This window comes from Mammaliicoccus lentus, assembly GCF_947036595.1.
GTDB classification, from domain to species: domain Bacteria; phylum Bacillota; class Bacilli; order Staphylococcales; family Staphylococcaceae; genus Mammaliicoccus; species Mammaliicoccus lentus.
Genome location: NZ_OX344834.1, coordinates 2,147,827 through 2,169,217, shown reverse-complemented (window position 1 = coordinate 2,169,217; position 21,391 = coordinate 2,147,827). Strand labels below are relative to the sequence as shown.

Below are 21,391 nucleotides of genomic sequence, written 5' to 3'. Positions count from 1 at the left end.
AAAAGTTGAGTAAATATATAGGAATTAGTTTATATAGATATGTAATTATGTTAAGATAATCCCAATCGTTTAGTCATAAAGCATAGAAATATTAGGAGGATTAGGATGGATTACTATTTAAGAGATTTAAAAGAATCGGATTTAGATGATATTCACGCGTATACTTCACTACCTGAAGTGGCGAAATATCAAACTTGGGATCCGTTAACATATGAAGAGACTGAAGAATTTGTACAAACGTTATTAAATAGAGATGAAGATTGGATGTACAATGTAATAGTAGATGCGGATACGGATAATGTTATAGGTGCTATCCAATTAATAAGTGATAAGAAGAATAATAGTGGAGAAATTGAATTCACTATCCATCCAGAATATTGGAGTAATGGTATTGCAACAGATGTAGCTAGAACTATTGTGAAGTATGGTTTCAAAGTGTTGAAACTGAATAGAATATGGGCTTCAACAGACATAAATAATACCGCTTCAGAAATCGTACTTCAAAAATTAAAAATGAGACATGAAGCGATATTGAGACAAAATATTAAACTTAAAGATGGTTATAGAGATACACTAGTATATAGTATCTTGAAAGATGAATACTAGAACGTAACAAGAAATGGTTCTTTTTCATTCAGACTTAAAGAGATTCTTTCTTTGAAATTTTTCCACGTAACCATTTCCATTGCTTCATCATATGTAAAGAAGCCTACTTCTAAACTTTCGTCACTCGTACATAACTCGCCACCTATGTAGTGTGCTAAAAATAATGTGTTGACAATACCGTCAGTAGTGTTTTGGAAAATACCACAGAATCTGGTGATTTCAATGTGAGCGCCAGATTCTTCTTTTACTTCGCGTATAGCTGCTTCATGCAAAGGTTCACCGATTTCGACTTGACCACCAGGCATCTCCCAACCACGTTTAGGTCCTTTAATTAGTAATATTTCCTGTTCGTCGTTTAATACAATACATGCAGCTGAAACGATATGTTTAGGTATCATGCTAACCCTCCTAAAAATTAAAAAGCCAAAAACCTTTCTAATGTAATTTGTTTCCTTTAAAATAATATTATATATATCATTTTATATAGTAGCAATTGTAATGAGAATCATAATAATTAACAATTTCGAAAAAGACCGTTAGAAAATAAAGGAGCTCTATTATGACTATTCAAATAGAAGAATTAGAAATAAAGTTTAATTATGAAGGGCATGAGCATGCTATATATCCAACGCTCATCGTGTTAGAAGAGGCTTTAACACTTGTTGATACTGGGTATCCCGGTTTCTTACCGAAGATAGAAGAATCTGTTCAAAACTTAGGTTATGATATGAATAATTTACAAAATATCATTATTACTCATTATGATGACGACCATATAGGGGCTCTTAAAGCCTTTAAGGATAAATACCAACACGTAAAAGTAATAAGTAGTTTCATAGAAGCAAAGTATATAAACGGTAGTGAAAAATCTGAAAGACTTACTCAAGCGGAAGAATTATTAAAAAGCATGCCTGAATACGATAAAGAGAAAGGTACACAGTTCATTGAACTACTTGAATCTTTAGATCATGTGGAAGTTGATATAGAAGTTACAGATGGTGCAATCATACTAGAAGAAGAGGTCGAGATTGTGCAAACCCCTGGTCATACAAGTGGACACATTTCTTTATACATACAGTCAGAAGATAGCGTGATAACAGGTGATGCCGCAGTAAAAGAAGGTGAGGAGCTTATAGTAGCAAACCCGGACTATAGCATGAATTTAAAAGAAGCAAAACATTCATTAAAAAAAGTTGTTGATTTAAATGCTTCAAAATATTTTTGTTACCATGGTGGTTTGTTAGTAAAAGAGAAAGAGTAAATAAGTTTAGTGAATTAATTTTAAATTTCAAATTTTAGGGAATGATTATAAAAAGGAAATAAAGTTTGTTTTATTATTTTTATTTAGATAATCCGTGCTATTATAAGATAAATAAAAGATACGATAAGGAGAGAAAAAATGAACAGTTTAATTTTTACGTTTGTATGGATTTTAATATCTATAGCATTTGTCACGATGTTGGTGACGACTATTGTAAAAATTGCGAACAAAAGTAAGTTTGTTGGAGTGTTAATAAGCACTGTAACACTATTTTTCGTAGGGTTAATTTGTTTTGTTTCGATTTTTTTAACGCTGCCGAAAAGTAGTAGTTATTCTGTAGACCAGTTATTTGGCGAGCAACAAACGAAAGATAAAAAGACTGAGACTAAAAAGCTCGAAGACACGCCTGAAAAAGGTCTGAAGGGTTTGGAATTAGGAGATAAAATTAGAGTGAACGGACTTGAAATTACTGTTGTTAAGGCAGAGTTTGTTCAACCTGAAGATCAATATTACTACCCTGAGAATGGTAAAGTATTAAAAGTATATTATAAATTTAAAAATGTAGATAAAAAGCAAATTCTAGTGGATAATTCTGCTTTTGATCTCACGATTGATGGTGAAAGTCAAAATCAATTCTTTGGTATGAATGAAAATACACCTGGATTCCAACATCAGTTAAAAAAAGGTGACACAGAAAATAGTTATTTATATTATGATGTACCAGAAGCGGATAATTATAAAGTAGAAATGAACTTTAAGCCAGAAGATAAGACTTATAAAGCAGACTGGAATATTAAAAATTCAGAAGTAAAAGAAACTGAAAGTAATCAACCGCCAGCAACAGAAGAAGTACCAACTGAACAAATACCATCATCAGAAGAACAATATAATAATAATGCGGTCCAAAATAATGATCAACAGAAAAAATTAGAAGAACAAGAGAAGAAGAGACAAGAAGAGGCAGATAAAAAAGCACAAGAAGAAGAAAAACAAGCTGAAGCGGATAAAAAACGTGAAGAAGAACTAAAACAAAAAGAAGAAGAGAAAGCTAAAGAAGAAGAAGAGAAAAAGGCTCAAGAAGAGGCAGATAAAAAAGCTGAAGAGCAACAGCGTAAAGAAGAGGAACAAGCACAAGAAGAAGCAGATAAAAAAGCTCAAGAGGATGCCGAACAAAAAGCTAAAGACAACTCAAGTAACGAAGATAAAGCTGACTCAAAATCTAACGAAGATGAATAATAAAAAACATACTAAGATTAGCTATGAAGAAATCTATGACGATAGATTTTTTCATAGCTATTTTTTATAGTTATAGAGAGGAGTAGACTGTGCGATCTCTTGGGTTTGAAATCCGTAAAAAAAACTAGTCAGCTTTACTCTCGCCTTTTGAAATTCGATTGTAGTATGTTGGGTTCTCGAAACCGTGTATAGGAAAGTGAAATGAGAAAGGTTCAGTAAAGTTACAACTTCTCAAATTTATTAAGGAGGTTTTATTTATCGATTACTTAGGCATTGATATTAGTAAAAGAGATAGTGTGATTGCACACTATATTGATGAAAAATTCCAAAAGGAATTTACTATTCAAAATAACAAAAATGGTTATAATTATTTATTAAATTATTTGAATCGTGTAAATCAGCCCAAATTAATTTTTGAATCCACAGGTATATATTCAAGAGCTATGGTTCGGTTCTGTCGAGTTAACCAAATTAATTATATTGAGTTGAATCCTTTAGAAGCAAAGTTCAAAACAAGCTCTTTAAGGTCTTGGAAAACAGATCAATCAGACGCACATAAGTTAGCCCAAATAGCACCTTTTTTTAATGATTCCGATAGTTTAAATAATACAAATGATGATATTTACTTTGAATTACGTGAGCGTGCTCGATTTCATCTAGAATTCGAAAATGAACAAAATCGATTGAAAGTTGAAATTATTGAGATACTTCATCAAACATTTCCTGGCTTAGAAAAACTATTTAAAAATCGTTATTCAATGATTGCCTTAAATATCGCTGAAATATTTACTCATCCTGATTTTGTTCAACAAAATGATATGGAAAGTATCATTTCTACAATTTTAAAATCTACAGATAAAGGATTATCTCAACGAAAAGCAGAAAGTTATGGAGAAACACTTTTTAAATTAGCGAATGATAGTTACCCTAACGTCAATTCATCTTCGTTCCTGGTTAAAAAAGCACAATTATTAATTCAAAAATTGAAAAAGTCCATTGGACAATTATCACAATTAGATAAAGAAATGATTCAATTAGCTCAAGAACTTGACTGCTTTGAAATTATTTATTCTATACCAGGAATTGGAGATCTAACTGCAGCCATGATAATCGGTGAGCTTGGAGATATATCTCGATTCAAATCAAATAAACAGTTAAATGCTTTTGTAGGAATTGATATCAAACGATATCAATCTGGTGGGACACATTATAGAGATACCATCAATAAACGAGGTAATAAAAAGGCGAGACGCTTATTATTTTTGGTAATAATGAATATTATTCGTGGACAACATCGTTATAATAATCATATTGTAGATTATTACTATAAATTAAGAAAGCAGCCTAATGAGAAATCTCATAAGACTGCTGTTGTCGCATGTATTAATCGACTATTAAAAACATTTCATTATTTAATAATGAAACATAAACTATACGATTACGAAATGTCCCCACATTAAATCGTATAATCACATATAGTCTAACACCTTATTCAAAAAAATAAAATTGGACGGTCTTATTAAGTGATGACTATTTTAAACTTAAGCACTTGACTAATCGTAGGAAGAGAGTCTGGGACAATTATTTATGTCCCAGACTCATTTTTTATAGATGTACTTTGCCATCAGCAAATCGGTAATTAGATGTATCTCGTTGTGTTAGAAGGGCTAATAATGTAATAATGCCTATTTTACCAACAATCATGACGATAATAATTAGTGATTTCGAACATGTGTTGAGGTCAAAAGTAATACCAGTAGACAAACCGACTGTTCCAAATGCAGAAGTTACTTCAAATAATTGCTTATGATATGCAATGTCTGGTTGAAATAGGTTCATAGTTAAACTCACGATTATTACCAAAATAAAGCTGAGTAATGCGATAGATAAAGCTTTTGATATTTGATGAAATTGAATTGTTCTTTTAAAGATATAAGGATACTCATAATTCCTAATATTTTGCCAAAGAAATACTAATATTAAAACAAATGTAGTTACTTTAATACCGCCAGCACTACTTACTGGAGCTGCTCCGATAAACATTAAGAAAATCATAACTGCATATGTAGCTGGTAATAAATGATTTAATTCTATTGTATTAAAACCTGCAGTACGAGTTGAAACAGATTGGAAGTATGAAGTTAATAATTTATCTTTTATTGATAATTTAGACAGACCATGATGGTATTCAAGTAAAAATATAGACAATGTACCAAATAAAATTAGAAAAGCAGTAGCTGTTATCACGATTTTAGTATGTAGGTGCAGTTTGTTAAAACGTTTTTTAACGACAATATCATAAACAACTAATGGTCCTATACCACCTAAAATTATTAAAAAAGATACGACAAAATTAATATATAAATCTGATGAAAAAGACATCAAGTTATTAGAAAATAGTGATATGCCAGCGTTATTAAACGCAGATATAGATGTAAAAAGTGATATGAAAAGTCCTTTTTTTAATCCGAATAATGGTAGAAATTTGATTGATAATAGTAAGAAACCTGCACTTTCCACAATGATTGTATATATAAATAGGTTTCTAAGGATTTTTATAACTCCACCGAATTCATCGAAATTCCAAGTAATCATTAATAATTCTCTGTTTAAGAATGAAATTTTTTTATTAAATAAAATCAAAGAAAACAGAGCTACTGCGACGATACCTAATCCACCAATTTGAATAAGTAGTAAAATAACAATATACCCTAACGTATTGAATTGGCTAGGTATATCTACAGTAGATAGACCAGTTACTGTAAAGGCACTTGTGGTTACAAAAAATGCATCAATAAAAGAAATAGTTTTCCTGCCTGTAATAGGTAGAAAGAGCAATAATGAACCAATAAGTGTAGTGCTCAGAAATAAACTTAAATAAAAAATGATTAGTTTTATAAATATTTTCATCTTTTCATCTCATATCCTAAAATTTTACATTTAATAATGAGAGTATATATCTTTAGTGATACATAAACAAGTAAATTTAAATAATTGATATAATAAAAATTAATTATTATGTATAATGGTGCTATTGGGAATGAAAGAAGGGTATATAAATGAAGACAGTATATTTTAACCATGACGGTGGCGTGGATGACTTAATTTCGCTATTTTTATTATTACAAATGGAAGATGTAGATTTAATAGGCGTTAGTGCAATCGGAGCGGATTGTTATGTTGAGCCTGCTACGAGCGCTTCTTGCAAAATTATCAATCGTTTTTCAAATCAAAAATTAAATGTTGCACCTTCAAATGAAAGAGGGAAAAATCCATTTCCTAAAGATTGGAGAATGCATGCATTTTATGTAGATGCTATGCCTATTTTAAATGAAGAAATGAATATTCATTCAACAGTTTCAGAAAAAGAAGCATACGAAGATATTATTGAAAAATTAATGAATAGCAAAGAAAAAGTAACAATGTTATTTACAGGTCCTCTTACTGATTTAGCTAAAAGTTTAAAAGTTGAACCTAAAATAGAAGAACGTATAGAAAGATTAGTTTGGATGGGCGGTACGCTTTTAGACAAAGGTAACGTTGAAGAACCAGAACATGATGGAACAGCTGAATGGAATGCTTTTTGGGATCCTGAAGCGGTTAAAGTTGTATTTGATACAGATATTAAAATAGATATGGTAGCATTAGAAAGTACAAATCAAGTACCTCTTACACCAGATGTTCGTAAAAGGTGGGCGAATGAAAGAAACTATGAAGGTGTAGATTTCTTAGGGATATGTTATGCGCTTGTTCCACCACTTACACATTTCGTTACAAATTCAACGTACTTCTTATGGGATGTGTTAACAACTGCTTATGTTGGTAAACCAGAGCTTGTACAAAAAGAACAACAAAAACTAGGTGTACTTACTCATGGACCAAGCCAAGGTAGAACATTCAAGAGTGAAGAAGGAAGAAACGTTAATATTATTAATGATGTAAATAGAGATGCATTCTTTGATTATATGACTGACTTAGCAAAGAAAATATAAGTTTATTCTAGAACAAATAATATATACATTAAAGTTGTGAGAATTTATATAGGAAAAGCCACTCTGTTGAGGATTCAACAGAGTGGCTTTTTAATTAAATGATAGAATTATAGCGATTTTGCGTCGAAGCTGTATGTTTGTTAGTATGTATATTATGCAAATATTGCGATAATTACAAGGTGTAAAAAACCTGTAATGAATGGGCCGTAAGTTTTAAAATTATTTTTTAAAATTATCCCAATAAACCCATCAAAGATATGTGTTAAAGCAACAGCGAGCGCAACACCAGTTAAAAAAGCAGCGCTACCAGTAAATAAGGCGATAATAGATAATAAAAATAAAACTAAACTTCGTGATAAAGCATAAAGTGCGTTTGTTTGAGATTTTTGATTTTGTTTTCTATCAGCGACTGCATTTAAAGAAAATCCTAAACTCACAATAGCACTGATTATTGTAACAATTACTAAAAAGTAAAACCCTGACATGTATTCCCTCCTAAAAAATATCTTTATTTCAATATAGAGCTAAATATAGAAAAAGTAAATTTATTAGTACTTCTATAATTATTGGTATGAAAATATTTTAAGAAATATTTTAAATTGAATTTCAAAAATTTTGATTAAAAATTTTTTAATAGGTTATATGTTTATATAGAGATAAATGGGGAGTGTATTTAAAAATGAAGTTTAAGAAAGACAACGTCAATGTTGTAGATGCGAGTAAAACGAAGAAAACCGTATTTGCAACAGGTATTGGTAACGCTATTGAGTGGTTTGACTTTGGTCTTTACGCTCAACTAGCGGTTATCATTAGTTCGAATTTCTTCGGGAACATGCCAAAAGAAATACAGTTGGCATCAACCTTTGCAGTTTTTGCTTTTGCTTTTATAGTAAGACCGATTGGAGGAATATTCTTCAGTCACATAGGGGATAAACATGGTCGTAAAGTTGTTCTGTCATCAACCATTATTTTAATGGCATGTTCTACTTTAGTGTTAGGGTTACTTCCAACGCAACATCAAATCGGGATTTGGGCACCAATCTTATTGCTTATTGTTAGAATGGTTCAATCATTCTCAACTGGTGGAGAATATGCTGGTGCGATGACATACATAGCGGAGACATCTCCTGATAAGACAAGAGGAAAATTAGGAAGTGGCCTTGAAATAGGGACATTATCAGGGAATATTTTAGCTGCGGCATTAGTTGGTATTATGTATGCATTACTAAGTGATGAACAAATGGCAGCATGGGGTTGGAGAATTCCATTCATTATTGCGGCACCATTAGGTATTGTAGGGGTTTATTTAAGAAACAATCTAGACGAAAGCCCAGCATACGAATCAACTTTAGAAGAACAAGAAGAACTCGAATATTCTTATAAGGATATCTTCAAAAAATATTGGAGAGATATCATTGTATGTTTCACTGGTGTAGCATTTTTAAACGTTGCAAACTACATGGTATTGTCGTACATGCCATCATTCCTAAATGGAACGATTGATTTAGGTGGTACGATGAGTAGTGTATTAAGTACAGTAACAATGGCTGCAATGATACCAGCAGTATTCTTCTTTGGATGGTACAGTGATAAAGTAGGTAATAAAAACACAATATTATTTGGTTTAATAGGTTTCAGTTTATTCTCAGTTGTAGCATTCTGGTTTATGAGTATACCTTCTATACCAATGATTATTATCGGTCTATTTATTATTGCTTTATTCATGTCAACATTTGAAGGAGTTATGCCTTCAGTCTTACCAAGTATATTCCATACGAAAGTAAGATTAAGAACGTTATCGCTCGTTTATAATATAGGTGCAGCGGTATTTGGTGGTTTAACACCATTTATTTTAACAACTTTAGTAGAAACAACTGGTCAAAAAATTGCACCGTCATATTATTTAACTGTTATTAACGTTATAGGACTACTTGTATTTGTGTTTATGTTTAAAACAACATCAAATAAATCGCTTCGTGGATCTTATCCAAACGTTGATAATAAAAAGGATTTACATGAAGTTTTTGAAAATCCGAAAGATGCATTATGGTGGCATGCTGAAGAAAGTGAAAAAAATTAATGATGTCACATTAAAATAATATATTAAATAAAAATCAGGAGGCGTTCTTTTAAATTGAAGAACGCCTCCTGATTTATTTGATTTTAAATTAATCTAGGCAATTATATTAAACTGCTTCTACGTTTAATTTAACGTCGATATTACCTCTTGTCGCTTTAGAATAAGGACAGAAGTCATGAGCATCTTTTAAATATTTTTCCGCATCTTCTTGAGAAACATTTTTAACTTTTGCATCAATGTCTACCTCTAATTTAGGGCTTTCAGCTTCTGGATCATCTGCTAAACGAACTGTTAACGTAACTTCTGGTTCAGCGTCACGCACTTTGTTTTGTTTAAGGATTAAATCAAAAGCACCATTGAAGCAAGAAGCATAGCCTGCAGCGAATAACTGTTCAGGGTTAGTCGCATTGCCATCAGCTTGTTGTGGTGGTAATACGTCTACATCAATTGCTTTATCGTCTGTATAAACATGACCTTTACGTCCACCAGTGTTTGTTGCTTTAGTTTCATATTGAGTTGCCATAAAAAAAAGACCTCCTTATAGATTATATATATTGTTTACCCGCTTATTATAAATTAAACCATTTTAAAAATATTTAATTTATAAATATGAGATATTTTCTAAAAAAATAATGTAAAACGTCATTCTTTTATGGAATAATGAATATTAAACGTATAAGAGAGAGGGCTAACATGAGAGCGATTTTAATTGGTATTTTGGCAGCTTTATTTTTTGCAGTTACATTTGTATTTAATCATTTAATGGCTAATGAAGGTGGATCATGGTATTTTAGTTCATCTCTTCGCTTTATTTTCATGTTGCCTTTTTTATGGTTAATTGTAGTAATTAAAGGAAAAACAGGTCATGTCTTGAAGCATATCAGCATGTACAAATCATCTTGGTTTATATGGAGTTTCTTTGCATTCGTTTTATTTTATGCACCTTTAACGTTTGCAGCTGAATATAGTCCTGGGTGGGTAATATCAGGGACATGGCAAATTACGATTATATGTGGCATGTTATTAGCGCCACTCTTTATAGATAAAGTGAAAGTATCCGGTGAAACCATTTTAGTGAGAAATAAAATACCATGGAGGTCACTTGCTATATCTAGCATTATGTTTGTAGGCATTATCATTATACAAATACCACAAGCTTCGGAAATTCATTTAAATATTTTCTTGCTTGGATTTCTACCTATAATAATTGCTGCATTTTGTTATCCGTTAGGAAATAGAAAAATGATGAGTGTAGTCAAACATGATATAGGTACAATTGAACGAGTATTTGGAATGACCTTAGTTACGATGCCCGTCTGGTTTATAATATTTGGCATAGGATATATTAAACATGGTCTACCATCTTCTAATCAAGTTACACAATCTTTTATAGTTGCGTTGTTTTCTGGAATTATTGCAACAGTACTGTTTTTCTATGCAACGAATCTTGTAAAAGATGACCAAGAGAAATTAGCAGGAGTCGAAGCAACGCAGTCTTTAGAAGTTGTCTTTGCTATTATAGGAGAGATGATATTACTTGGATTGCCTATCCCAGGGCCATTGAGTGTGCTAGGAGTGGCACTTATTATTATCGGCATGGCGATATATAGCTTTATAGATAGTTTGCCATTAAAAAAACCTTCCAAAATTAATGTTTAAAGCTATATGGAAAGTGGTATGTAATTAATGAATGATAAATCATTCAAATTGATTTATAAAGGGTGATAAATGATGGCAGACGAAAGTAAATATGAAAAAGCAAAAGGTAATGTTAAAGAAACAGTAGGTGACGTTACGGATAATAAAGATTTAGAAAACGAAGGTAAAAAAGAAAAAACTTCAGGCAAAGCTAAAGAAGCTGTAGAGAACGTTAAAGATAAAGCAAATGAAGTAATTGATAAATTCAAGAAATAAAAAAGCTAAGAAGCCGTTAGACAAGTTTATTGTCAAACGGCTTCTTATTTACTTTAAATCTGAATCTTTAATATTCCATTTCATTCTATAACTATTATCTTTTGATTTTAATTGTAAATGTACCTCATATTTATCTGCATCAGGCACGTCATAATATACATAACCTTCATCTGATTGTCCAGGTTTTAAGCTAAAGCTGAAACCAGCATCGGAATCACGCATACTATAGAATTTACTTACTCTCTGGCCATCTGCTGTAACGCCAAAGTTAGTGTCGCCTACAATCAAGCTAGAATTATTAATGTTTTCTAGTTTATAGTAAACTTTTAATATTTTATCTTTGCTTGGTTTACTATATTTAGAATCTGGTTCAACGAATTCTGCTTTTTCGACTGTGATTTTTGTACCCACAGCGTTAATTGATCCGCCAAGATTTGATGTTTTATTTGTCACCGAACTATCGTTGTCATTTTCTTCAGTTGTTGATTCCTCAGTAGTAGATTCTTCGCTTGTCTCTTCTTCAGTTGTTTCTTCTTCTGTAGATTCTTCCTCAGTTGATTCCTCTTCGGTAGACTTTTCTTCAGTAGATTTTTCTTCAGTATCACTCGTAAAGTTATCAATTTGTTCTTTGATTGGCCCTGCTGCACATGCACCTAGAATAATCGCCAATATTATGAATATAACTAAGCATCCACCACAACCAAATAACCATGGTTTAAGATTTGAATCTCCCTGATCTCCAGAATGAGGTGGTTGATTCCCTTGAAAACCACTTTGGTTCGACTGATTAAACGGGTTCTCTTGTTGTGAATTTTGTTGTTGATTGCTTTGTTGGTCTGAGTTGTTTTGATTGAATGGATTTTCATTTGATTGGTTAGAATTATTCATAATATTTCCCCCTTCCACAAAACTATTTTTTAATAAAAAATAAATAGAAATTCATTTTTTCTAATTGCCTTATAATAGAGATTAAAAAATGAAAAACAATTGTATTCTTTATTAATTATTTTTAGTTTATAGTAATTTGGGAAATAAATCTACACTTATTATTAAATATACAGAATATTAATAGTTGGTTAATAATAAATATATATAATGGTTGATAAAAGTTGAATAGTGCTTACAATATCATTTAAAATAAAGTAAAGGAGTGGTAAACATGTATAGAGACATTTTATTCGGCATCGATACAGATATGAAAAATGAAAAAGTTCTGGAAGAAATAGCAAAACTTTCAGGTGAAGGTACAGTTGTTACAATGATTAATATGATAAGCGAGAAAGATATACAAGCTTCAGTCCGTACAGGTGTGCACTTTGAAGAAATGACAGAGAAACGTCAAAAAGGTATTCAACATGTATTTGACTTCTTTAATGAACGAAACATTAAATATAATCTAGAATTTATTAAAGGTAATCCAAAGGCTGGGTTACTTAAATTAGCAAATAGCGGAGATTATGAAATTGTAGTACTAAGTAATAGAAAAGCTGAAGATGCTGATAAATTAGTACTAGGAAGCGTAAGTCATAAAGTAGCTAAAAGAGCTAAGATTCCAGTTTTAATAGTAAAATAATAAACTTTATTATAAGCAGTAAAAGTTCTTAATAAAATAAGAATTTTTGCTGTTTTTTTATTATCGTATTATATTGAATTCAATAGAAAAAAAGCGCTAACTAATGTAAAATGGTAATAGAAGAACATTGGAGGAATGGCTATGAAACAAAAAGGCAAAGAAACGTTTCCTGATATTGTTGCGACCGTATCTTTAAAAGATAAAAACGATATTGAAAAAACAGTAGAAGAACTTAATATGAACGACAAATCAGTAGATATTGTAGAATTTAGAGCGGATACACTATCTGATACTTCTTTGGAAAATATAAATGAAGTGTTAGCTGCGTTTAAATCAAAGTATACCGCTTCACCAATTCTCTTTACTTATCGTTCAAAAGGTCAAGGTGGATTAGGGGACTTCGACCATGAAACATATTATAAATTGATGCAAGATATTATTTGTAATCAAAAAGCAGATTATGTCGATGTTCAATTAGATACTTATGAAGATAATCTAATGAATTGTATTACAAGAGCTAAAAATAATAACGTCAAAATAATTATTTCGCACCATGATTTTAAAGCAACGCCAGATGTGGAAGAAATGTTTGTGACTTACGAAAAAATGGCAGAGCTAGGTGCTGATATTGGAAAATTAGCAGTAATGCCTAACAACGAAAAAGACTTATTATCGTTGTTAAATGCGATGAATAGAGCATATCATCAATTAGATATCGACGTAGTAGGTATATCAATGGGTGAGCTTGGTATTATGACTAGGATTACTGGCGGTTTATTTGGTTCACGACTTACTTATGGTTTTGTAGGTAGCGAAGCAGCACCAGGGCAATTACATGTTAAAAATATTAAAGAACAACTCGCACTGTATAACCAGTAGAATATTTTTAAGCCTGAATTCTCAAAGTTAGAACTCAGGCTTATTTATATGCTATAATTGATAATAATTATCAATAGATTAATAGGAGTGTTAAAATGGAATTACAACAAGTCATACAAGAAAGACGTAGTGTTAAAAATTATGATCATGATATGCACATCGATGAAGAAAAGCTAATGTCACTAGTTGATTTAGCAACATATGCTCCGAATCATGGAATGAGAGAACCTTGGCGTTTAGTATACGTTAGTAAAGACAAAATAAATGAATTTGCTAAAAAGGTAGCTACATCTGCATTTGTGAATGATGAGAAAAAACAAGAACAGCATATAGAAAAAGTTTCAAGACTTGGTGGTATTTTTGTGATATTAGCTAGAAGAGATACTAGACAAAAAGAAAATCTTGAAAATCAAATGGCTGTAGCAACATTTATGCAAAACCTAATGCTATTGATACACGAAGCGGGTATGGGCTCATGTTGGAAAACACCTGACTACATCTTTAAACCAACATTCCGTGATATCGTTGGTGCAAATGATGATGAAGACGTAAACGGATTTTTATATGTAACTGAAAAAGATGAAAATGCTGTATTCTCAAGAAGAAAAAATAAATCCACATTAACGAAGTGGTAAGTTTTAATTTAAAAGAGCTAGGGATATAAATACGTGTCTCAGCCTCTTTAATTATAATGGCAGTAGCTGACTGGATTGAAAATGCGCTTATATCAAGCTTTTTCCAACCCTAGTCATCCTTGCCGGGGTGGGACTACGAAATCTGTTTATTAAAATGAGATTTCTGTCCCACTCCCTTTTTTGGATGTTATTAATCAAAAAAAGCATGAGTTGATATTGTTATTGGATTTACTAAGACAATAATCCAAGTAGACGCTCTTTATTGGATTTACTAAGACAATAATCCAAGTAGAGCACTTTTTATTGGATTTTCTAAGACAATAATCCAAGTACATGCACCTTTATTGGATTAACTACGACAATAATCCAAGTAGACACCTTCTTATTGGATTAACTACGACAATAATCCAAGTAGAACACTTTTTATTGGATTAACTAAGACAATAATCCAAGTAGACGCCTTCTTATTGGATTTACTAACACAATAATCCAAGTAGAGCACTTTTTATTGGATTTTCTAAGACAATAATCCAAGTACATGCACCTTTATTGGATTAACTACGACAATAATCCAAGTAGACACCTTCTTATTGGATTTACTAAGACAATAATCCAAGTAGAACACTTTTTATTGGATTTACTAACACAATAATCCAAGTAGAGCACTTTTTATTGGATTTACTACGAAAATAATCCAAGTAGAGCACTTTTTATTGGATTTTCTAAGACAATAATCCAAGTAGACACCTTCTTATTGGATTTACTAAGACAATAATCCAAGTAGAGCACTTTTTATTGGATTTTCTACGACAATAATCCAAGTGGACGCTCCTTTATTGGATTTACTAAGACAATAATTCAAGTACATGCACCTTTATTGGATTAACTAAGACAATAATCCAAGTAGACGCCTTCTTATTGGATTAACTACGACAATAATCCAAGTAGACACCTTCTTATTGGATTTACTAAGACAATAATCCAAGTAGAACACTTTTTATTGGATTTACTAACACAATAATCCAAGTAGAGCACTTTTTATTGGATTTACTACGAAAATAATCCAAGTAGAGCACTTTTTATTGGATTTTCTAAGACAATAATCCAAGTAGACACCTTCTTATTGGATTTACTACGAAAATAATCCAAGTAGAGCACTTTTTATTGGATTTTCTACGACAATAATCCAAGTGGACGCTCCTTTATTGGATTTACTAAGACAATAATTCAAGTACATGCACCTTTATTGGATTAACTAAGACAATAATCCAAGTAGACGCCTTCTTATTAGATTTACTAATACAATAATCCAACTACACACCTCTATTGGATTAAGTAATACCTAAACTCACGAATTAACTTTTTATTCTGGCTCAAACCTAAAAACAAAGCACTTTCGTATATCTTCACAATGAAAATCTAAAGTAAAATATGATTTATGGGTTGCTATAATAACAATAAACATAAAAAATGGCAGATCTAAGAACTAGCAAAACAAGCATGAACTTTTTAAAATATCATATAAAAAATCTCCTCATCCGTAAATAACAAACCCATCGGATGAGGAGAAGCCTTAAATCATCTTATTTTAAATTTTCAGCTAAAAATGCTTTTACGTCTTCTGGTGTTTTAGCATTTGCTGAATGTAAGTGTGCTAGTTTTTCATTGTTTTTGAATATTAATAAACTTGGGATACCCATTACATCATTTTCAGTTGCTGCATCTGGGACATCGTCACGATTAATTTGATACCAATCGTAATTATTGTATTCTTGGACAATCGGATCTATCCATTGATCCATACGCGTACAATCTGGGCACCAGCCTGCAAAGAATTTAATGACTACTGGTTTATCGCTTTGTGTAACCTCTTTGAATTCATCATATTGGTTTATTGTTTTCATATATTTTCAAGCTCCTTAAGAATTAATATTATAAATGAATTATAGCTTATTTTTGTTTATTAAAAAAATATTTAACTCAAGACTATGTGTTCTTAATTAATATTGGTATAATGATGTTAAATACACATATGGAGGTATAGACATGATAAAATTTTATCAATATCCTAACTGTACAACATGTAAAAAAGCTGCAAAATTTTTAGAAACAAATGGTGCGAGTTTTGAACCAATAGATATTACTCAATTAACACCAACTGCTAACGAATTAAAAGATATGATTGATGGAACAGACGTTACTGTTAATCAATTATTTAACACGCGTGGTGCAAAATATCGTGAGTTAGGTCTTAAAGATAAAATTGATGATTTATCTGACGACGAAAAATTCGAATTATTAGCTTCAGATGGCATGTTAATTAAACGCCCATTAGCTGTATTAGGTAACAAAATCACTTTAGGTTTTAAAGAAGATGAATACCGCCAAACTTGGCTATAAAATAGTTGCTTGAATAAGGGCTTTATGTCATTATTATAATTGAATTACATATAGGAGGGGATTACTTTGGCAGTGCCTAGTGAGTTAAAATATTCAAAAGAACACGAGTGGGTAAAAGTTGATGGCGATGTAGTTACAATCGGTATTACTGATTTCGCTCAATCTGAATTAGGGGACATCGTATTTGTTGAGTTACCAGAAGAAGGTGACGAATTAACTAGTGGAGATTCATTCGGTAGTGTAGAATCTGTAAAAACAGTTTCTGAACTATATGCACCTCTTTCTGGTAAAGTTGTAGAAGTAAATGATGAATTAGAAGATAGTCCTGAATACGTTAATGAATCTTCTTATGACAAAGCTTGGATGGTCAAAGTAGAATTAACTGATAAATCACAATTAGATGATTTATTAGATGCTGATGCGTATAGTGAAATGATAGGTGAATAGCAATACAACAAACTCCACGGTACAGTAGTATCATGGAGTTTTTTAGCATAATCTCATTGAGAAGTAAAAATATAATATTATTCATTTGTAGAAGGTGAAGGCCATGGCGATGATTAAAAAAGTAATAATCGTAGAAGGTATTTCAGATAAGAAGCGAGTGAAAGAAGTATTAAATGAACCCGTTCACGTAATTTGCACACACGGTACAATGGGTGTCGAAAAAATGGACGAACTTTTAGATGAAATTTATGGTAAACAAGTGTATATATTAGTCGATCAAGATAAAGAAGGTAAACGCATAAGAAAATGGTTCAAAAAATATGTGAGTGAAAGTCATCATATTTATATAGATTCAACTTTTACTGAGGTAGCACGTTGCCCAAGACAATATTTAGCGAATGTGTTAAACTATCATGGATTTGAAGTTAATCACGACTTTGTATTGAAAGGGAAGTATCGTTATCATGAAACGCACAGAAATATCGAACGATGTATACAAGCTTTTTAATGAAGATATACATTTGTTATTCGGTTATACACCAACATGTGGAACGTGTAAAATCTCAGAACGCATGCTAGATATTGCCAACGAAATGACAAAACTACCTATAAACAAATGTGACTTAAACTTTTATCCGGAATTTTGTGAAGAATATGAAATACAATCCGTACCAGTTCTATTTATAATGAAACAAGAAAAAGTTATAAAAAGAATTTATGCATTTCAGTCAGTTCCGTATATAGTTGAGAATATTCAAAAAGTTATTGACGATAAAAACTTATCGTGATAGTATGAATTTAATTAAATACGTAATAGCTCTTATCAAGAGTGGTGGAGGGATGTGCCCTTAGAAGCCCGGCAACCGTCATATAAATATGAAATGGTGCCAATTCACAGAAAGTGTAAACTTTTGGAGATGAGAGAAAGACAATTAATAACGCCTTTCTCTAATCATTAGAGTGAGGCGTTTTTAATTTAAGGATTAGGAGGCAACAGATTTGATCGAGTTAAATAAGGTCGTAAAGACTTTCAAGACAAAAAAAGGTGACATAAAAGCTGTTGACCATGTTGACTTAAATATAGAAAAAGGAAGTATATATGGCGTAATCGGTTTTTCAGGAGCTGGAAAGAGTACCTTGATTCGAATGTTTAACGGGTTAGAAACCCCTACTGAAGGTGAAGTTATAGTAGATGGTGCGAATATAGGTAAATTGTCAAAACAAGAACTTCGAAAAAAACGACAAAAAGTAAGTATGATATTCCAGCATTTTAACTTACTTTGGTCTAGAACAGTTAAAGACAACATTGCTTTTCCGTTAGAGATCGCAGGTGTCTCTAAAAGCGAGATTAATAAAAAGACAGAAGCGTTAATCAAAAGAGTAGGATTAGAAGGTCGTGAAAATGCTTATCCATCTCAATTATCTGGTGGGCAAAAGCAAAGAGTAGGAATCGCGAGAGCTTTAGCAAATGATCCACACGTATTATTATGTGATGAAGCTACGAGTGCCCTTGACCCTCAAACAACAGATGAAATACTAGATTTATTGATAGACATCAATAAAGAGCTGGATTTAACAATTATACTTATCACACATGAAATGCACGTTATAAGAAAGATTTGTGATCATGTTGCAGTAATGGAAAATGGTAAGTTTGTCGAAGAAGGAGAAGTCATCAATGTATTCAATAATCCTCAAACACATGTAACGCAAAGATTTGTTAAGGATGATTTGAAAGCAGACGATTTAGAAAGAACGTTGCAAGACTTCAAGAAAGAACAGCCTGAAGGTGAAATATGGAAGCTGAACTTTGTAGGTGGAACTAGTTCAGAACCTGTGTTAGCCAAAGTGATTAAAGAATATAACGTAAATATTAATGTCATTGAAGGCGACGTTAAACTCACTCAAAACGGTACTTTTGGGCATATGATTGTACATCTGCCTGATGGAAACTATTCTAAAGACCAGATTAAACAAGAATTAAATAATCTTGGTGTGAAAGTTGAGGTGGGTATTAATGAATAAGTCATTTGGTGAAATAATCACTGAAATGGTAACAATGCCTAACGTGAGATGGGACGCTGTATGGGAAGCGTTATACGAGACCTTATACATGACCGTCATTTCAACAGTTTTTACACTAGTGTTTGGCTTAATACTAGGAACGTTATTGTTCTTAACATCTAAAGGAACATCTAAAAGTTCTCGTGTATTTTATTCAATTGTTTCATTTATAGTGAATTTATTTAGAGCAATACCATTTATCATACTTATACTATTGTTGCTACCATTTACTGATATTTTACTTGGTACAATAAGTGGTCCGAAAGGTGCTCTACCAGCCTTAATCATTGGAGCTGCGCCATTCTACGCAAGATTAGTAGAGATTGGCATGAAAGAAATAGATAAAGGTGTAATAGAAGCGGCTGTATCTATGGGTGCAAACACATGGACAGTTGTGAGAAAAGTATTACTTAAAGAATCATTACCTGCACTTGTATCAGGTCTAACTGTAACTGCAATTGCATTAGTAGGATCTACAGCAATCGCTGGTGTTATCGGTGCAGGAGGATTAGGTAACTTAGCATATCTAACTGGTTTCACACGAAATCAAAATGATGTAATCCTAGTTTCTACTATATTAATACTAGTTATTGTATTTGTTATCCAATTTATTGGAGATTTAATTGTTAAGAAAATTGATAAACGTTAAAGGAGTGCCTTAAAATGAAAAAAGTTCTAGGACTATTGTTTGTTTCAATATTGACAGTTGTATTGGCCGCTTGTGGCGGAGGAGACGGAGATAAAGATAAAAAAGAAACGATTAAAGTCGGTGCATCTCCAGCACCACATGCAGAAATATTAGAAGAAGCTAAACCAATTCTTGAAAAAGAAGGCTACAAGTTAGAAATTAAAACGATTAATGACTACACAACACCAAATAAATTATTAGATAAAGGTGAATTAGACGCAAACTTCTTCCAACATACACCATACTTAGAAACTGAATCTAAAGATAAAGGTTACAAAATAGAATCTGCAGGTAACGTACATATCGAACCAATGGCAGTATATTCAAAGAAGTATAAAAAATTAACTGACTTACCAAAAGGTACAACAGTATATGTATCTAATAACCCAGCTGAAGAAGGACGTTTCTTATCATTCTTTGAAAAAGAAGGATTAATTAAACTTAAAGATGGCGTTGATCCAGTAGATGCTACATTCGATGATATCGCTGAAAATAAAAAAGATATAAAATTCAATAACAAACAAGCAGCTGAATTTTTACCAAAATCTTATCAAGCAGATGAAGGTGACGCAACAATTATCAACTCTAACTATGCAATTGAACAAGGGTTAAATCCATTAAAAGATTCAATCGCAGTTGAAGGTAAAGATTCACCATATGCTAACTTAATCGCAGTACAAAAAGGTCATAAAGACGATGAAAAAATTAAAGCATTAATGAAAGTTTTACAATCAAAAGAAATTAAAGACTTCATCAAAGAAAAATACGATGGTGCCGTAATAGAAGCAAAATAATGATATAAGAATTAGCCCGGGACATTTATATATGTCTCGGGCTTTTTTTATTCTAAATAGTTTGGTTAAACGTCTCATGATTTACGCTATGCATCTTTCTTGTTTTTACTTTGTTGGTTTAATAAACTACATTTAAGACTTAAAACAAAGGTGGATAAACATGAAAATAATACTAGTTGGAGCACATGGCACGATAGGTTCAGCCGTTGTAACTGAATTAGAAGAAAATGGTCATGAAGTCATAAAAGTTGGACGTAATTCAGGTGATTACCAAATGGATATGACAAACATAGAGGATATCAAACTCATGTTTCAACAAATCGAAAATATAGATGCTGTAGTCTCTACTGCAGGAGCAGCGAATTTTGATGATTTAAGTGAGTTAACACCAGAATCAAATGAGGTAGCTATAACAAGTAAGCTATTGGGACAAATCAATTTAGTACTTATAGGCCAACATTATATAAATGATGGAGGAAGCTTTACTTTGACTACGGGCGTTATCATGGATGATCCAATAAAAGGGGGCGTTTCTTCAGCGATGGCCGGCGGTGGTATAGAAGCATTTGTTAAATCTGCTGCCTTTGAATTAAAACGGAATTTAAGAATTAATAACGTCAGTCCTAATGTAATCGAAGAAGCGCTTGAAGATTATGGTGATTTCTTTAAAGGTTTTAACGCAGTACCAGCAAGTAAAGCAGCAAAGGCATATTTGAAAAGTATAGAAGGAATACAATCAGGACAAACTTTTCGTATATATGAATAAAATATAATTGAAGACAAAAATCAGGAAAAATTCTTTTTTCAGTAGAATTTTTCCTG

25 protein-coding genes and 1 riboswitch are annotated in these 21,391 nt (G+C 31.8%); of the genes, 19 read left to right on the top strand and 6 right to left on the bottom strand.

Features of this window, described 5'->3' with window-relative positions:
* Nucleotides 1-105: 105 nt before the first annotated feature.
* A complete protein-coding gene (locus ACNMOQ_RS10730) occupies nt 106-606 on the top strand; it encodes a GNAT family N-acetyltransferase (protein ID WP_070044931.1) in 501 nt (166 codons plus the stop codon).
* On the opposite strand, the gene ACNMOQ_RS10725 is transcribed toward ACNMOQ_RS10730, so the two are convergent.
* Nucleotides 603-1,004: an NUDIX hydrolase gene (locus ACNMOQ_RS10725; protein ID WP_017000722.1), complete on the bottom strand. Its 402-nt coding sequence runs from the start codon at nt 1,002-1,004 to the stop codon at nt 603-605. The two genes, ACNMOQ_RS10730 and ACNMOQ_RS10725, sit on opposite strands and share 4 nt — an antisense overlap.
* 167 nt (nt 1,005-1,171) lie before the next feature.
* On the opposite strand from ACNMOQ_RS10725, the gene ACNMOQ_RS10720 reads away from it, so the two are divergent.
* From ACNMOQ_RS10720 to ACNMOQ_RS10710, 3 genes are all read left to right on the top strand, one after another.
* A complete protein-coding gene (locus tag ACNMOQ_RS10720; protein WP_416350404.1) occupies nt 1,172-1,867 on the top strand; it encodes an MBL fold metallo-hydrolase in 696 nt (231 codons plus the stop codon).
* Between the two features lie 138 nt (nt 1,868-2,005).
* Nucleotides 2,006-3,103 carry a DUF4352 domain-containing protein gene (locus ACNMOQ_RS10715; protein WP_416349816.1) on the top strand — a complete coding sequence of 366 codons (1,098 nt, stop codon included), beginning with the start codon at nt 2,006-2,008 and terminating at the stop codon, nt 3,101-3,103.
* 257 nt (nt 3,104-3,360) lie between these two features.
* Nucleotides 3,361-4,563: an IS110 family RNA-guided transposase gene (locus ACNMOQ_RS10710; protein WP_416350403.1), complete on the top strand. Its 1,203-nt coding sequence runs from the start codon at nt 3,361-3,363 to the stop codon at nt 4,561-4,563.
* Nucleotides 4,564-4,708: 145 nt separating this feature from the next.
* Here ACNMOQ_RS10710 and ACNMOQ_RS10705 read toward each other — a convergent pair whose 3' ends face one another.
* A complete protein-coding gene (locus ACNMOQ_RS10705) occupies nt 4,709-6,013 on the bottom strand; it encodes a TrkH family potassium uptake protein (protein ID WP_416349815.1) in 1,305 nt (434 codons plus the stop codon).
* A gap of 149 nt (nt 6,014-6,162) precedes the next feature.
* Between ACNMOQ_RS10705 and ACNMOQ_RS10700 the strand changes: the two genes are divergently transcribed.
* Nucleotides 6,163-7,095: a nucleoside hydrolase gene (locus ACNMOQ_RS10700; RefSeq protein ID WP_017001061.1), complete on the top strand. Its 933-nt coding sequence runs from the start codon at nt 6,163-6,165 to the stop codon at nt 7,093-7,095.
* 152 nt (nt 7,096-7,247) lie between these two features.
* On the opposite strand, the gene ACNMOQ_RS10695 is transcribed toward ACNMOQ_RS10700, so the two are convergent.
* Nucleotides 7,248-7,580, bottom strand: a complete 333-nt coding sequence (locus tag ACNMOQ_RS10695; RefSeq protein WP_017001062.1) for a hypothetical protein — start codon at nt 7,578-7,580, stop codon at nt 7,248-7,250.
* A 194-nt stretch (nt 7,581-7,774) separates the two neighbouring features.
* Here ACNMOQ_RS10695 and ACNMOQ_RS10690 point away from each other — a divergent pair, with 194 nt between their 5' ends.
* Nucleotides 7,775-9,175, top strand: a complete 1,401-nt coding sequence (locus ACNMOQ_RS10690) for an MFS transporter (protein WP_017001063.1) — start codon at nt 7,775-7,777, stop codon at nt 9,173-9,175.
* 106 nt (nt 9,176-9,281) lie between these two features.
* Here ACNMOQ_RS10690 and ACNMOQ_RS10685 read toward each other — a convergent pair whose 3' ends face one another.
* Nucleotides 9,282-9,698, bottom strand: coding sequence for an organic hydroperoxide resistance protein (locus ACNMOQ_RS10685; protein WP_017001064.1), 417 nt, complete (start codon nt 9,696-9,698; stop codon nt 9,282-9,284).
* Between the two features lie 170 nt (nt 9,699-9,868).
* Between ACNMOQ_RS10685 and ACNMOQ_RS10680 the strand changes: the two genes are divergently transcribed.
* Both ACNMOQ_RS10680 and ACNMOQ_RS10675 read left to right on the top strand, forming a co-directional pair.
* The gene (locus ACNMOQ_RS10680; RefSeq protein WP_416349814.1) at nt 9,869-10,834 is read left to right on the top strand and encodes a DMT family transporter; all 966 of its coding nucleotides are present in this window, start codon (nt 9,869-9,871) and stop codon (nt 10,832-10,834) included.
* Nucleotides 10,835-10,906: 72 nt separating this feature from the next.
* Complete coding sequence (locus ACNMOQ_RS10675; RefSeq protein WP_017001066.1) at nt 10,907-11,089, top strand: CsbD family protein; 183 nt, start codon at nt 10,907-10,909, stop codon at nt 11,087-11,089.
* A 48-nt stretch (nt 11,090-11,137) separates the two neighbouring features.
* Here the strand turns inward: ACNMOQ_RS10675 and ACNMOQ_RS10670 are convergent, their stop codons facing one another.
* Nucleotides 11,138-11,977 carry a DUF4352 domain-containing protein gene (locus tag ACNMOQ_RS10670; RefSeq protein ID WP_017001067.1) on the bottom strand — a complete coding sequence of 280 codons (840 nt, stop codon included), beginning with the start codon at nt 11,975-11,977 and terminating at the stop codon, nt 11,138-11,140.
* Between the two features lie 271 nt (nt 11,978-12,248).
* Here ACNMOQ_RS10670 and ACNMOQ_RS10665 point away from each other — a divergent pair, with 271 nt between their 5' ends.
* The 3 genes from ACNMOQ_RS10665 (at nt 12,249) to ACNMOQ_RS10655 (ending at nt 14,176) form a co-directional block, all read left to right on the top strand.
* Entirely contained in the window at nt 12,249-12,662 is a 414-nt protein-coding gene (locus ACNMOQ_RS10665) for a universal stress protein (RefSeq protein WP_017001068.1), read from the top strand.
* A gap of 141 nt (nt 12,663-12,803) precedes the next feature.
* Nucleotides 12,804-13,541, top strand: a complete 738-nt coding sequence (aroD, locus tag ACNMOQ_RS10660; protein ID WP_064204456.1) for a type I 3-dehydroquinate dehydratase — start codon at nt 12,804-12,806, stop codon at nt 13,539-13,541.
* Nucleotides 13,542-13,636: 95 nt separating this feature from the next.
* Nucleotides 13,637-14,176 (top strand): nitroreductase family protein, encoded by a 540-nt coding sequence (locus tag ACNMOQ_RS10655; RefSeq protein ID WP_064204455.1) that lies wholly within the window; start codon nt 13,637-13,639, stop codon nt 14,174-14,176.
* A gap of 1,583 nt (nt 14,177-15,759) precedes the next feature.
* Here the strand turns inward: ACNMOQ_RS10655 and ACNMOQ_RS10650 are convergent.
* The gene (locus tag ACNMOQ_RS10650) at nt 15,760-16,080 is read right to left on the bottom strand and encodes a thioredoxin family protein (protein WP_017001078.1); all 321 of its coding nucleotides are present in this window, start codon (nt 16,078-16,080) and stop codon (nt 15,760-15,762) included.
* Nucleotides 16,081-16,222: 142 nt separating this feature from the next.
* Between ACNMOQ_RS10650 and ACNMOQ_RS10645 the strand changes: the two genes are divergently transcribed.
* From ACNMOQ_RS10645 to ACNMOQ_RS10610, 8 genes are all read left to right on the top strand, one after another.
* Nucleotides 16,223-16,576, top strand: a complete 354-nt coding sequence (locus ACNMOQ_RS10645; RefSeq protein ID WP_017001079.1) for an arsenate reductase family protein — start codon at nt 16,223-16,225, stop codon at nt 16,574-16,576.
* Between the two features lie 66 nt (nt 16,577-16,642).
* Nucleotides 16,643-17,023, top strand: a complete 381-nt coding sequence (gcvH, locus tag ACNMOQ_RS10640) for a glycine cleavage system protein GcvH (protein ID WP_064204453.1) — start codon at nt 16,643-16,645, stop codon at nt 17,021-17,023.
* A 103-nt stretch (nt 17,024-17,126) separates the two neighbouring features.
* Nucleotides 17,127-17,531, top strand: a complete 405-nt coding sequence (locus tag ACNMOQ_RS10635; protein ID WP_017001080.1) for a toprim domain-containing protein — start codon at nt 17,127-17,129, stop codon at nt 17,529-17,531.
* Entirely contained in the window at nt 17,488-17,811 is a 324-nt protein-coding gene (locus ACNMOQ_RS10630) for a thioredoxin family protein (RefSeq protein ID WP_017001081.1), read from the top strand. The genes ACNMOQ_RS10635 and ACNMOQ_RS10630 overlap by 44 nt, the downstream gene beginning before the upstream one ends.
* A 29-nt stretch (nt 17,812-17,840) precedes the next feature.
* Nucleotides 17,841-17,947, top strand: a riboswitch (SAM riboswitch).
* Between the two features lie 75 nt (nt 17,948-18,022).
* Complete coding sequence (locus tag ACNMOQ_RS10625) at nt 18,023-19,048, top strand: methionine ABC transporter ATP-binding protein (protein WP_064211461.1); 1,026 nt, start codon at nt 18,023-18,025, stop codon at nt 19,046-19,048.
* Complete coding sequence (locus ACNMOQ_RS10620) at nt 19,041-19,736, top strand: methionine ABC transporter permease (RefSeq protein WP_017001083.1); 696 nt, start codon at nt 19,041-19,043, stop codon at nt 19,734-19,736. The genes ACNMOQ_RS10625 and ACNMOQ_RS10620 overlap by 8 nt, the downstream gene beginning before the upstream one ends.
* Nucleotides 19,737-19,750: 14 nt before the next feature.
* Complete coding sequence (locus ACNMOQ_RS10615; protein ID WP_416349813.1) at nt 19,751-20,569, top strand: MetQ/NlpA family ABC transporter substrate-binding protein; 819 nt, start codon at nt 19,751-19,753, stop codon at nt 20,567-20,569.
* Nucleotides 20,570-20,729: 160 nt separating this feature from the next.
* The gene (locus tag ACNMOQ_RS10610; RefSeq protein WP_416349812.1) at nt 20,730-21,335 is read left to right on the top strand and encodes a short chain dehydrogenase; all 606 of its coding nucleotides are present in this window, start codon (nt 20,730-20,732) and stop codon (nt 21,333-21,335) included.
* Nucleotides 21,336-21,391: the final 56 nt, after the last annotated feature.